14 protein-coding genes and 1 riboswitch are annotated in these 12,194 nt (G+C 73.4%); of the genes, 8 read left to right on the top strand and 6 right to left on the bottom strand.

Annotated features, from left to right (window positions below; genetic code table 11):
* The first annotated feature begins 65 nt into the window (after window positions 1–65).
* Both ACY34I_RS20335 and ACY34I_RS20330 read left to right on the top strand, forming a co-directional pair.
* Window positions 66–1,043: a zinc-dependent alcohol dehydrogenase gene (locus tag ACY34I_RS20335; protein ID WP_462756560.1), complete on the top strand. Its 978-nt coding sequence runs from the start codon at window positions 66–68 to the stop codon at window positions 1,041–1,043.
* A gap of 3 nt (window positions 1,044–1,046) precedes the next feature.
* Window positions 1,047–1,445 carry a 6-pyruvoyl trahydropterin synthase family protein gene (locus ACY34I_RS20330; RefSeq protein ID WP_462756559.1) on the top strand — a complete coding sequence of 133 codons (399 nt, stop codon included), beginning with the start codon at window positions 1,047–1,049 and terminating at the stop codon, window positions 1,443–1,445.
* Window positions 1,446–1,465: 20 nt separating this feature from the next.
* Here ACY34I_RS20330 and ACY34I_RS20325 read toward each other — a convergent pair whose 3' ends face one another.
* Window positions 1,466–2,758 carry an RNA-guided endonuclease InsQ/TnpB family protein gene (locus ACY34I_RS20325; protein WP_462756558.1) on the bottom strand — a complete coding sequence of 431 codons (1,293 nt, stop codon included), beginning with the start codon at window positions 2,756–2,758 and terminating at the stop codon, window positions 1,466–1,468.
* A 15-nt stretch (window positions 2,759–2,773) separates the two neighbouring features.
* Here ACY34I_RS20325 and tnpA point away from each other — a divergent pair, with 15 nt between their 5' ends.
* From tnpA to ACY34I_RS20295, 6 genes are all read left to right on the top strand, one after another.
* On the top strand, window positions 2,774–3,241 hold the full coding sequence (tnpA, locus tag ACY34I_RS20320; protein WP_462756557.1) for an IS200/IS605 family transposase: 468 nt from the start codon (window positions 2,774–2,776) through the stop codon (window positions 3,239–3,241).
* Window positions 3,238–4,275 (top strand): glycosyltransferase family 4 protein, encoded by a 1,038-nt coding sequence (locus ACY34I_RS20315; RefSeq protein WP_462756556.1) that lies wholly within the window; start codon window positions 3,238–3,240, stop codon window positions 4,273–4,275. Before tnpA ends, ACY34I_RS20315 begins: the two co-directional genes overlap by 4 nt.
* Window positions 4,272–5,081 carry an SAM-dependent methyltransferase gene (locus tag ACY34I_RS20310; protein ID WP_462756555.1) on the top strand — a complete coding sequence of 270 codons (810 nt, stop codon included), beginning with the start codon at window positions 4,272–4,274 and terminating at the stop codon, window positions 5,079–5,081. Before ACY34I_RS20315 ends, ACY34I_RS20310 begins: the two co-directional genes overlap by 4 nt.
* A gap of 194 nt (window positions 5,082–5,275) precedes the next feature.
* Window positions 5,276–6,157: a lysylphosphatidylglycerol synthase domain-containing protein gene (locus ACY34I_RS20305; RefSeq protein WP_462756608.1), complete on the top strand. Its 882-nt coding sequence runs from the start codon at window positions 5,276–5,278 to the stop codon at window positions 6,155–6,157.
* A gap of 70 nt (window positions 6,158–6,227) precedes the next feature.
* Complete coding sequence (locus tag ACY34I_RS20300; protein ID WP_462756554.1) at window positions 6,228–6,881, top strand: GTP cyclohydrolase II; 654 nt, start codon at window positions 6,228–6,230, stop codon at window positions 6,879–6,881.
* Window positions 6,878–7,591, top strand: a complete 714-nt coding sequence (locus ACY34I_RS20295; protein ID WP_462756553.1) for a RibD family protein — start codon at window positions 6,878–6,880, stop codon at window positions 7,589–7,591. The genes ACY34I_RS20300 and ACY34I_RS20295 overlap by 4 nt, the downstream gene beginning before the upstream one ends.
* Before the next feature lie 76 nt (window positions 7,592–7,667).
* On the opposite strand, the gene ACY34I_RS20290 is transcribed toward ACY34I_RS20295, so the two are convergent.
* From ACY34I_RS20290 to ACY34I_RS20270, 5 genes are all read right to left on the bottom strand, one after another.
* Window positions 7,668–8,414, bottom strand: a complete 747-nt coding sequence (locus tag ACY34I_RS20290) for an amino acid ABC transporter ATP-binding protein (protein WP_462756551.1) — start codon at window positions 8,412–8,414, stop codon at window positions 7,668–7,670.
* Window positions 8,411–9,208: an amino acid ABC transporter permease gene (locus ACY34I_RS20285; protein WP_148797632.1), complete on the bottom strand. Its 798-nt coding sequence runs from the start codon at window positions 9,206–9,208 to the stop codon at window positions 8,411–8,413. The genes ACY34I_RS20290 and ACY34I_RS20285 overlap by 4 nt, the downstream gene beginning before the upstream one ends.
* 41 nt (window positions 9,209–9,249) lie before the next feature.
* Window positions 9,250–10,113, bottom strand: coding sequence for an ABC transporter substrate-binding protein (locus ACY34I_RS20280; RefSeq protein WP_462756549.1), 864 nt, complete (start codon window positions 10,111–10,113; stop codon window positions 9,250–9,252).
* A gap of 104 nt (window positions 10,114–10,217) precedes the next feature.
* A complete protein-coding gene (locus ACY34I_RS20275) occupies window positions 10,218–10,343 on the bottom strand; it encodes a hypothetical protein (RefSeq protein ID WP_255472008.1) in 126 nt (41 codons plus the stop codon).
* 32 nt (window positions 10,344–10,375) lie between these two features.
* A riboswitch (SAM riboswitch) is annotated at window positions 10,376–10,487 on the bottom strand.
* Between the two features lie 82 nt (window positions 10,488–10,569).
* On the bottom strand, window positions 10,570–12,120 hold the full coding sequence (locus tag ACY34I_RS20270; protein ID WP_462756548.1) for an NAD(P)/FAD-dependent oxidoreductase: 1,551 nt from the start codon (window positions 12,118–12,120) through the stop codon (window positions 10,570–10,572).
* Window positions 12,121–12,194: the final 74 nt, after the last annotated feature.

Raw genomic sequence — 12,194 nt, 5'->3', positions numbered from 1 at the left:
CCTGTTCATCAACACGGAGAACTCGGCCGCCCGGTTCGGTCCGGACGTGGAGAAGAGGAGAACTGGTGACCCGGAAAGCTCGCGCCTTCTGGCTCCGCGCCCCCGGCGAGGGTGAGCTCCGCCCGGTCGACCTTCCGCCGCCCGGCCCCGACGAGGTGCTGGTCCGCGCCCGCTACTCCGGCGTCAGCCGGGGCACCGAGACCCTGGTCTTCACCGGCCGGGTCCCCACCGACCAGTACGCCACCATGCGCGCCCCGTTCCAGGAGGGCGACTTCCCGGCCCCGGTCAAGTACGGCTACCTGAGCGTCGGCACCGTCGAGGAGGGCCCGGACACGCTGCGCGGGCGGAACGTCTTCTGCCTGCACCCGCACCAGACCCGGTACGTGGTGCCGGCCGACGCCGTGGTGGCCGTACCCGAGAACGTGCCGCCGGCCCGAGCGGTGCTGGCCGGCACGGTGGAGACGGCGGTGAACGCCCTCTGGGACGCCGCGCCGCTGGTCGGCGACCGGGTGACCGTGGTCGGCGCGGGCATGGTCGGCTGCTGCGTGGCCGCCCTGCTGGCCCGCTTCCCCGGCGTACGCACCGAGCTGGTCGACGCGGACCCGGCGCGGGCCGAGGTGGCCGCCGCGCTCGGGGTCGACTTCGCCCTGCCCGCCGACGCGACCGGCGAACGGGACCTGGTGGTGCACGCCAGCGCCACCGCCGAGGGGCTGCAACGCGCGCTCGACCTGCTCCGCCCGGAGCGCACCGTGCTCGAGCTGAGCTGGTACGGCGACCGCCCGGTCACCCTGGCCCTGGGCGGCGCGTTCCACTCGAACCGGCTCCGCATCCGCAGCAGCCAGGTCGGCACCGTCTCGCCCCGGCGCGGCGACCGGAGCTACGCCGACCGGCTGGCGCTGGCCCTGGAGCTGCTCGCCGACCCGGTGTTCGACGCGCTGCTCACCGGCCCGTCCCGCTTCGCCGAGCTGCCCGACGTGCTCGACCGGCTGGCCTCGGGCCGGCTCCCCGCGCTCTGCCACCTCATCACCTACGACGAGGAGTGATCCGTGTTCAGCGTGACCGTCCGGGACCACATGATGGTCGCCCACAGCTTCCGGGGCGAGGTGTTCGGGCCGGCCCAGCGGCTGCACGGCGCCACCTTCGTCGTCGACGCCACCTTCCGCCGGGAGGAGCTCGACGCCGACGGGATCGTGGTCGACATCGGCCTGGCCACCGAGCAGCTCAAGGCCGTGCTCGGCGAGCTGACCTACCGCAACCTGGACGACGAGCCGGCCTTCGCCGGGGTGAACACCACCACGGAGGTGCTGGCCCGCACGGTCGCCGACCGGCTCGCCGAGGCGGTGCACGCTGGCCGTCTCGGCGCGGGCGCCCGCGGTCTCGCCGGGATCACCGTCACCCTGCACGAGTCGCACGTCGCCTGGGCCAGCTACGAGCGGTCGCTTTGACATCCTCTCCCGCCGAAGGGCTAAGGGCGGGAGGTTCCCGCTTCCAGCGTCGTACGTCGTCGACGCTGGGTGGGTGGTCGACAGGGCACCTTTCGATCCCTGTCCCGGACTGCCCGCCCGGTGAGTGGGGGCGCCGCCTCGGCGGTGTCCCTGATGTTGATTGCGGCGTTCACGTCAGCGTTGGCCTGGTGTCCGCAGGACCCGCACCGGAACATCGCTTGGCTTTCGCGGTTGTTCGGATCGGTGTTCCCGCAGCGGCTGCACCGCTGGGAGGTGAACGCGGCTGGCACCCTCACGATTCGGGTGCCGGTGATGCGTGCCTGGTTGGCCAGGGCTGTCTCGAACATGCCCCAGCCCTTGTCGAGAATCGCCCGGTTCAGTCCGGCCTTCTGGCGGACGTTCGTGCCGGGTTCCTCGATGGTGCCCTTCGCGGTGGCGGTCATCGCCTTGGTGTTGAGGTTTTCGAGCTTGACGGTCGCGGACTGGCGGCAGAGTCGATTTGCGGCCCACATCAGGAAGTCGCGGCGCCGGTTACGGATCTTCGCCTCAGTCCGGGCGATCTCCACACGGACCTTACGGGCCCGGTTCGAGGTCTTCGCGCCGCGCTTGCGGCGGGCGGTCTCCTGCCGACCGGCTTTCGACTTGAGCCGGGCCAGGCCGCGTTCCTGGCCAGAGGTCGTGAAGGCTCGGTTCCACATGCGGCCGTCGGACATCGCCAGGGCAACCTTCACTCCGCGGTCGACGCCCACGACGGTGCCGGGCCGGGCGTGCGCCTCGGGCGGCGTGACGCCGGTGTGGATGCCGAAACCGATGTGCCAGGCGACGCCGTCGAAGGACACGACCGCGTTGCGGACCGCGCCGCCCAAGGGGCGGGACCAGCGGAACCGGACCTCGCCGATCTTCGGGAGGGTGGCGGCGCCCCAGCGGCGGTTGAGGCGGCGGACGTGGACCGCCTGACCGGGGAACGGAATCGACAGCCGGGCAGACCGACGTTTACGGGTCGGCGCCCCGGCCGGGTGCTGCGGGTTCCACCAGTTGCGGTACGCCTGATCCAGTTGCCGCAGCACCTGCTGACCGGACTGCGCCGGCAGGTCCGCCACCCAGTCGAAGTCCTTACGCGCCTCCGTCAAGGAAACGCATTGCGCGGTGACCCCGAGTGTCGTCTTGCGCTGCTGCCAGGCAAACTGGCGCTGCCCCAACGCAGTGTTGTACAGCCAGCGGCACGTGTGCCCCCACGAGGCCAGACGCCCGGCCTGCTCGTCGCTGGGGTACAGCCGGTATCGCCGGCCGGTGTCCCCTTTCACACCCCGCATCCTACCCTTGGGCTCATGACCGTCGATGACCCGGTTCGTACCTGGAGGCCCTGCGCTGTTGTGCTTCATGCTCATTTGGTTTTCGTCACGAAGTACCGGGCGCGCGTCTTTACCGACGAACACCTGCGCCACCTCGAACAGGTGATGCGGGACGTGTGCGAACAGTTCGAGTGCGAACTGGTCGAGTTCAACGGCGGAGACAACCGCGTCCACCTGTTGGTCAACTTTACACCCAAGGTGGCACTGTCCAAGCTGGCCAACTCCCTCAAGGGCGTGGCCTCGCGCTACCTACGCCGCGACCTCCCCGAAATCCGCCGGCGGGCCACTGTCGGTACTGCGCCTGTACATCGAACAGCAGAACCACCCCGACTAACCAGGATGACTCCAGGAACCCTCGCGGCATTCGGCCGCTCGGAATCGGAAAGCCGCTTCACCACTGCACTAAAGGGCGGCGAACTGCGGCGTGTCTCGGTAGCCGGATGAGCGTCGTCCACGTGGTGCTGCCGGGCGACATCGACGACCCGGCCACCCCCAGCGGCGGCAACGCGTACGACCGGCGGGTCTGCCACGGCCTGGCCGCCCTCGGCTGGACGGTGCGGGAGCACCCGGTGCCCGGCGGCTGGCCGAGTCCCGGGCCGGGGGAGCGGGCCGCCCTCGCCGCGGTGCTCGCCGGGCTGCCCGACGGCGCGCTCGTGCTGCTCGACGGGCTGGTCGCGTCGGTGGTGCCCGAGGTGCTGGCGCCGCACGCCCGGCGGCTGCGCCTGGTGGTGCTGGTGCACCTGCCGCTGGAGGACGAGGTCGAGGGGGCGGCCCTGGCCGCGGCGGCCGGCGTGGTCACCACCAGCGAGTGGACCCGCCGCCGGTTGCTCGACCGGTACCCGTTCCCGGCCGACCGGGTGTGGGCGGCCCCGCCCGGCGTGGACCCGGCCCCGGTCGCCCCTGCATCGCCGGGCGGCGGCCGGCTGCTCTGCGTCGCGGCGGTCACCCCGGTCAAGGGGCACGACGTGCTCGCCGCCGCTCTGGCCACGCTCGCCGACCTGCCCTGGACCTGCGACTGCGTCGGCGCGCTCACCCGCGATCCCGGCTTCGTCGACCGGCTCCGGCGGCAGCTCACCGGCGCCGGCCTGGCCGACCGGGTCCGGCTGTCCGGCCCCTGCTCCGGCGCCGCCCTGGCCGCCGCGTACGCCGGCGCCGACCTGCTGGTCCTGCCGTCCCGGCAGGAGACCTACGGCATGGCGGTCACCGAGGCGCTCGCGCGGGGCGTACCGGTGCTGGGCAGCGCGACCGGCGGGCTGCCGGAGGCGCTCGGGCATGCCCCGGACGGCGCTTGTCCCGGCCTGCTCGTACCCCCCGAGGACCCCGCGGCGCTGGCCGAGGCGCTGCGCCGCTGGCTCACCGGACCGGATCTGCGCGCCCGGCTGCGCGGCGCGGTCCGGCAGCGGCGGGACACGCTGACCGGCTGGACGGTCACCGCGGAGCGCCTGGCGGCGGCCCTCACGGAGACGACGGCGGCATGACCACGCTACTTCCCCCCGACTTCGCCGACTGGCTGCGGCTGCGCGAGCCCGCCGACGCGGCGGCCCGATCGGCCGAACTGGTCAACGCGGTCCGCCGCCGGCTGCCCGCCCACCGGCCGGTGATCGTGCACGACCTGGGCAGCGGCACCGGCTCGATGGCCCGCTGGCTCGCGCCCCGGCTGCCCGGACCGCAGCACTGGGTGCTGCACGAGCGGGACGGCGACCTGCGGGCGCTCGCCGCCGTCGACCTGGTCGCCGCCGCCGATGGCACTCCGGTCACGGTGCGGACCTGCGGCTCCGACATCACCCGGTTGCGGGCCGCCGACCTCGCCGACGCCCACCTGGTCACCGCGTCGGCGCTGCTGGACATGCTGACCGCCGAGGAGATCGAGCGGATGACGGCCGCCTGCGCCGGCCACCCCACCCTGTTCGCGATCACCGTGCTCGGCCGGGTCGAGTTCACCCCGGCCGACCCGCTCGACGCCGAGTTCGCCGCCGCGTTCAACGCCCACCAGCGCCGGACCGTCGACGGTCGGACCCTGCTCGGCCCGGACGCGGTGGCCGCCACCGTGGCGGCCTTCCGCCGCCGGGGCGTCGACGTCCGGGTCCGGGCCAGCCCGTGGCGGCTCGGCCGGGACCAGGCGGCGCTCACCGCCGAGTGGCTGGTCGGCTGGCTGGACGCCGCCGTGGCGGAGCGGCCGGAGCTGGCCGGGGCGGCCGGGGCGTACCGGGACCGGCGGCTGGCCGAGGCGGCGACGGGCCGGCTGCGCGTGGTGCTGCACCACGCCGACCTGCTGGCCGGGTGAACCGCGCAGCACTGCGGCACGTGGCAACAGGTAGACCCAGGGAGGACCGGTTGTCACATGCCACCATCGTCGCGCCCACCAAGGCGCTCGCGGGCCCTCCCTCCGGCCACTCCGGCTCGGCCGCCGTCGAGGCCGGCCCGACCCCGGCGGCCCGGTCGCCCTGGCCGTGGGTCCGGGCGCTCGGCGGGCTCGGGGTGCTCGCCGTCCTGGTCTGGTCGGTGGGCACCGGCCCGTTCCTGGCCGGGCTACGGCTGATCGACGCGCCGGCCCTCGCCGCCGCGCTCGCCATCGGGGCGCTCACCACGGTCTGCTGCGCCTGGCGCTGGTCACTGGTCGCCGGCGGGTTGGGCGTCCGACTGCCGCTGACCAGCGCCGTCGCCCACTGCTACCGGGCGGTCTTCCTCAACGCCACCCTCCCCGGCGGGGTGCTAGGCGACGTGCACCGGGCGATCCGGCACGGCCGCGACGCCGGGGACGTCGTCCGGGGCGTCCGGGCGGTGGTCTGGGAGCGCACCGCCGGGCAGGTGGTGCAGCTGGTCATCGCGGTGGCCGTACTGGCCGTGCTGCCCTCCCCGGTCCGGCCGTACCTGCCGGCGGTGGTGGCCGGGCTGGCCGCCGCCGGGCTGGGACTGGTGCTGCTGGCCAGGGCGGTGCCCCGCTCCGGCGCGTCCCGGTGGGCCCGGGCGGCGCGTACCGCGGTGGTCGACGTCCGGGCCGGGCTGCTCGCCCGGCGGACCTGGCTCGGCGTGGTGCTGGCCTCCGCCGTGGTGGTCGCCGGCCACCTGGCCACCTTCGTGATCGCGGCGCGCACCGCCGGCGCCGACGCGCCGCTGTCCCGGCTGCTGCCGCTGACCCTGCTGGCCCTGCTCGCCATGGGGCTGCCGGCGAACGTGGGCGGTTTCGGGCCGCGCGAGGGCGTGGCCGCCTGGGCGTTCGCCGCCGCGGGGCTCACCGCCGCCCAGGGCGTCGCCACCGCCACCGTGTACGGGGCGCTGGTCCTGGCCGCCAGCCTGCCCGGCGCGGCGGTGCTGCTGGTCGGCCGGTTCCCTTTCCGGGTGTCGGGCGACTGTCGGTGATCCCGCCTACGGTGAGGGTGCGAGGTGTGCGGTGCCGGCGTGTCCGGCTGCCGCGGACGAAGGAGTACGGATGGACGAAGCGCTGCCGACGGCGACGGTCCGGACCCAGGTCACGGTCCCGCTGCGGTTCCCCGACGGGTACGTGGCGACCGCCCGGGTCTACTCCTTCCACGGCCTGGTGGACGACCGCGAGCACCTCGCCTTCGGGCTCGGCGACCGGGCGGGCGCCGGGGAGCGCGCCGCCGGGGACACGTCCCCGCTTCTGGTGCGCCCGCACAGCGAATGCCTCACCGGGGACGTGTTCGGCAGCCAGCGCTGCGACTGTGGGCCGCAGCTGCGGGAGGCGGTCGAGCGGATCGCCGAGGCCGGCGGATACCTGCTCTACCTGCGCCAGGAGGGCCGGGGCATCGGCCTGTACGCCAAGCTCGACGCGTACGCCCTCCAGGACGGGGGTCTCGACACGTACGAGGCGAACGTGGCGCTGGGCCGGGGCGCCGACGAGCGCGACTACACGGTGGCCGCGCAGATGCTCGCGGCGCTGGGCGTGACCCGGGTGAACCTGCTCAGCAACAACCCGGACAAGGCGGCGCAGCTCGACCGGCTGGGCGTGACGGTGGTCGACCGGGTGTCGACCGGGGTGCACCTGTCCCCGGCGAACGCCAACTACCTGGCGGCGAAGGCGACCCGCGCCGACCACGCCCTCGACCTGCCGTTCGTGCCGTGACCGGCCGGCCGTACGTGCTGCTCAGCTGCGCGATGTCGATCGACGGCTACATTGACGACGCCTCCGCCGAGCGGCTGCTGTTCTCCAACGACTCCGACTTCGACCGGATCGACGCGGTCCGGGCCGGGTGCGACGCGATCCTGGTCGGCGCGGCCACGGTCCGCCGGGACGACCCGCGGCTGCTGGTGCGCTCCGAGCGGCGGCGGGCCGACCGGGTGGCGCGCGGCCTGCCCCCGTCGCCGGTCAAGGTCACCGTCACCGGCAGCGGTGACCTCGACCCGGCCGCCCGTTTCTTCACCCTCGGCGACGGGGCGAAGCTGGTCTACTGCCCGGGCGGCGCGGCGGAGAAGACCCGGGAGCAGGTGGGCGAGGTGGCCACCGTGGTCGACGCGGGCGACCCGGTCACCCCGGAGGCGGTGCTCGCCGACCTCGCGGCCCGGGGCGTACGTCGGCTGATGGTGGAGGGCGGCGGCAGCGTGCACGCCCAGTTCCTCGCCGCCGGCCTCGCCGACGAGTTGCACCTGGTGGTCGCGCCGTTCTTCGTCGGCGACGGCCGGGCGCCCCGCTTCGTCGCGGACGGCCACTATCCGTGGCACCCGGGCCGTCGCGCCCGGGTCGTCGAGGTACGCCAGATCGGCGACGTGGTGCTCACCCGCTACGCCCTTTCCGACCGCTGCGACGGGCGCGGTGACGTGCACGGCGGCGTGTAGCGGCGCGAGATCGGCGAGGTGGCGGTGTCTCGACGCGCTGGACACCGCCGGCTCGGCGAACTGGCGCAACCGGCCGTCAGAGCACCTGGGACAGGAACCGGCGCAGCCGCGGGTGCTCCGGCGCCTCGAAGACGGCGGCCGGCTCGCCGGCCTCCAGCACGATGCCCCGGTCCATGAACGCCACCGTGTCGGCCACCTCGCGGGCGAACCCCATCTCGTGGGTCACCACCACCATGGTCATGCCGGCGGCGGAGAGGTCGGCGATCACCCCGAGCACGCCCTTGACCAGCTCCGGGTCGAGCGCCGAGGTGGCCTCGTCGAAGAGCATCACCTGCGGCCGCAGGGCCAGCGCGCGGGCGATCGCCACCCGCTGCTGCTGCCCGCCGGACAGGTGCGCCGGCCGGGCGTCGGCCTTGGCGGCCAGCCCGACGAGGTCCAGCTGGGCCCGGGCCACCTGCACCGCCTCGTCCTCGGGGAGCTTCTTCAGCTTCCGCAGGGCGAGGGTGATGTTGCGCAGCACGGTCATGTGCGGGAAGAGGTTGAACTGCTGGAAGACCATGCCGATCCGCTGGCGCAGCGCGTCCGGGTCGTCGCGCAGCACGCTGCGGCCGTCCAGCAGCACGTCGCCGCGGTCCGGCTCGATGAGCCGGTTGATGGTGCGCAGCAGGGTCGACTTGCCGGACCCGGACGGGCCGATCACGCAGGCGGTGCCGCCCCGGGCCACGTCCAGGTCGGCGCCGCGCAGCACCTGGTGCGCGCCGAAGGCCAGGTGCACGTCCCGGACGGCGAGGCTGACCGAGGTGGCGGTGGCGGTGGTGGTCATCGCGGGTCCTTCCGTCCGGTGGTGGGCAGGGCGGTCTCCCCGGCCAGGGACAGCTCGACGTCGTCGGCGTCCTCCGGGGCGACGGCAACCGCCCGGCCTTGGCGCAGCCGCCGGTCGATCCAGTTGACCGCGTGGGTCAGCGGCACGGTCAGCACCAGATAGAACAGGCCGGCCAGCAGCAGCGCCGACTCGTTGCCGGTGGTGGCCGCGTAGTCCTGGCCGATCCGGAACAGTTCCCGCTGGCTGGCCACCAGGCCGAGGAAGTAGACCAGGCTGGAGTCCTTGATCAGGGCGATGAGCTGGTTGACCCACGCCGGCAGCACCCGGCGTACCCCCTGCGGAACGATGACCAGCCGCATCGCCTCGCCCCAGGAGAAGCCGAGCGCGCGGGCCCCCTCCAGCTGGGCGGCCTCCACGCTCTGGATGCCGGAGCGGAAGATCTCCCCGATGTAGGCGGCGGCGATCAGCGACAGCGCCAGCACGCCGAGCGGGTAGGGGTTCGGCCCCCAGACCTGCATGCCGAGCGGCGCCAGGCCGACGCCGATGAGCAGGATGGTCGCCGCGGCCGGCAGGCCGCGGAACACGTCGGTGTAGACCCGGGCCGGCCACCGTAACCATCGGGTACGCGAGATGCCCGCGATCGCCAGCAGCATGCCCAGCACCGAGCCGAGCAGGGCGGCGGAGACCGCCAGGATCAGCGTGTTCGGCAGCCCAACCGTCAGCATCTCGGGCAGCGCCTCGCGCATGGAGTCCCAGTCGAAGAAGGTCTCCCACAGGGTGCTCAACGGATCCATCAGACGTCTCTCCTACCGCCCCGCTCGCTCGTCGTCGTACGTCAGGAAGCAGCCGACGGCGACGGCACCGCGACCGTGCCGCTGCCCGGCTTGAAGTCGGCCGGGATCGGCCGGCCCGGGTAGTACTGCGCCTGCAGCTTGCTCCAGGTGCCGTCGGCGATCACCTCGTCGAGGCCCTTGTTCAGCGCCTCGCGCAGCTTGTCGTTGCCCTTGGCGACCGCGTACGCGGTCGGGGCCGGGCTGAGCTGCTTGGCGGCCACCTTGATCTTGCCGTTGCTGTCAGCGGCGGACTGGTCGCCGATCTCGGCCGGGGCGATCCAGGCGTCGGCGGTGCCGGCCTTCAGCTGGTTGATCGCGCCGTTGTAGTCGGGCACCCGCACCGGGTTCAGGTTCTGCTTCGTGGCGTAGTCGTCCTGCACCGTGCCCTGCACGACCACCACCCGCTTGCCGGCGAGCTGGTCGAAGCTGGTGATCGACGAGCCGGCCGGCACGTCGAGCCCGAAGTAGCCGAAGTCGTAGCCGTTGCCGAAGTCGACGGTCTTCTTGCGGGCCTCGGTGATCGTGATGGACGAGCTGCCCACGTCGAACTTGTGGTTGTTGACCTGGGCGAGCAGGGCCGAGAAGTCGGTGCCGACGAACTCGACCTTCAGGCCGATCTTCGCGGCGACCGCGGTGAGCAGGTCGTTGTCGAAGCCGGTGAACTTGCCGTCCTTCAGGTACACGTTCGGCGGGGCGTCGGTGAGCGTGCCGGTCCGCAGCACGCCGGCCTGGAGCAGGCCGTACGGGTTGGCGGCCGCGCTGGTGGAGCCGCCGCCGTCGCCGCCGCAGGCGGTGAGGCCGGTGGCGGCGAGCACGGCGGCGGCGCCGAGCGCGGCGACGCGGGTCAGGGTGGGAAGGAATCGCACAGGTGTCTCCAGGGTCGAATGGCGACGTGGGCGCACGCCGCCGCCGGCGCGCCCGGGACGGGCGAGCCGGAAGGGGATGGTGCGGAAGGAAGTGGAGGTGGTGCTCAGCGCATTCGGCGACAGGCGTCGCTGCACACCCGCATCAGGTCGACGTGCCGGCGCTTGACCAGCGCGAAGTCGGCCGGGTAGGCCACGCCGTCGGCGGGCGGGGTGCGGAGCTGAGCAGACATGGTTCTCCCTGGTCGGTGATGACCTGGGTACCAGGCCACGCTTGCACCGACGTCCTGCCGGTGCCTGGTCCTCACCCGGGGCACCCCACCGCGGAGGAGGGTTGCCGGCCAGCGAGCCGGGGCTTGGCGCTGGCGCTCATGACCTGGCGAAGAGGCTAGCAGCCGCCCCACCCGGGACGTCCAGCCGTTATGACCACCCTCACGTCACAGGCCTTACCCGGCCGGCTCAGGGGCGCCGTACCGGAGCGGGCCGGACGGTCCGGACCGACCCGATCCGGCGGTGCCCGACGCGGCCGCTCGGGCGGGCGGGCACGATCGGGGCGTCCCGGCCGGTGCCGTGCCGGCCGTCGCCGGACGACCGCTGCTCGTGGTACTCCTGCTCAACGTTGACCGTCCAGACGTCGTGCCGGGTGCCGCGGGCGATGTTCTCGGCGGTCAACATCGCCGTCAGCATCGAGTGGTCCTGGTTGTTGTAGCGGTGCATCCCGTTGCGCCCCACCGGGTGCACGTTCGGCACCTCGCGGGCCAGCCAGTCGCGGATCACGTCCAGGTTCCCCTGGTACCGCTCGTCGTAGACCGGGTACGCCTTCGGCATCCGCACCACGTGGCCGGCCTCCACGCACTCCGGCCGGACCAGGCCGAGCCGCTCCAGCTCCGCGGTGGCGAGCGCGACGAGTTCCTCGTCCGGGGTACGCCACATCTCGTCGTCCTCGAAGACGAAGTACTCCAGCCCGAGGCAGGTACGCCCGTCCTTGACCAGGTACGGCGACCAGGAGCCGAAGTTCTGGATGCGGCCCACCCGCACGGCCGGATCGTGCACGTAGATCCAGTTGTCGGGGAAGGAGAACTCGGCGGGCACCACCAGGGCGACGGTCAGGAAGTCCCGGTAGCAGAGGTCGTCGGCGGCGGCACGGACCTCGGCCGGGGCCTCCGGGCGCATGGCGTGGACCAGCGCGGAGATCGGCATCGAGCAGATGACATGGTCGGCCCGCTCGGTGCGTTCCCCGTCCGCGTCGGCCACGGTCACGCCGGTCGCCCGCCGGGCCGCGGGATCCCGGTGCACGGCGGTCACGCGGACGCGGGTAGCCACCGATCCGCCCCGCTTCTCCACCTCCTCGGCGCAGCGCTCCCACATCATCCCGGGCCCGAACTTCGGGTACTGGAACTCCTCGATCAGGCTGGTCACGTCAGTGCGGCTGCGCCCGGGCAGCAGGGCGTTGCGCAGCGCCTTGGCAAGCGAGAGGTTCTTGATCCGCTGCGCCGCCCAGTCGGCCTGCAACTGGTCGGCGGGCATCCCCCAGACCTTCTCGGTGTACGTCTTGAAGAAGATCGAGTAGAGCCGCCACCCGAACCGGGCCGAGACCCAGCCCTCGAAGTGCGACTGGTCCTTCGGCGGCCGCAGCCGCGCCCACGCGTACGAGCCGACGCAGCGAACCGCCTCGGCGATGCCCAGGTTGCGCAGCGCGTTGCCGGCGTTCAGGGGGTAGTCGAAGAGCGCGCCGCGGTAGTAGATCCGGCTCATCCGGGGCCGGAGCAGGAAATCCTCGTCCGGCAGGATCTCGTGCCAGAACGCCTCGACCCGGGCGACCTTGGTGAAGAACCGGTGCCCCCCGATGTCGAAGCGCCAGCCGTCCCGCTCGACCGTGCGGCTGATGCCGCCCACGACGTCGTCGGCTTCGAAGACACGGACCGGCTCGCCGTGGCGCAGCAGCTCGTACGCGGCGGTCAGACCGGCCGGTCCCGCGCCGATGATCACGGTGCCGTTGTCGTCGCCCATGCTGCCCGGAACCCCCCGCCGTGTCTGATGCGGCAGCGCGCATACCCGTCCGGCGCCCCGTCTCACCTGTGCCG

It is taken from the genome of Micromonospora sp. RTBAU3-60 (assembly GCF_054963695.1).
This window is presented reverse-complemented; position numbering and strand designations above follow the sequence as displayed.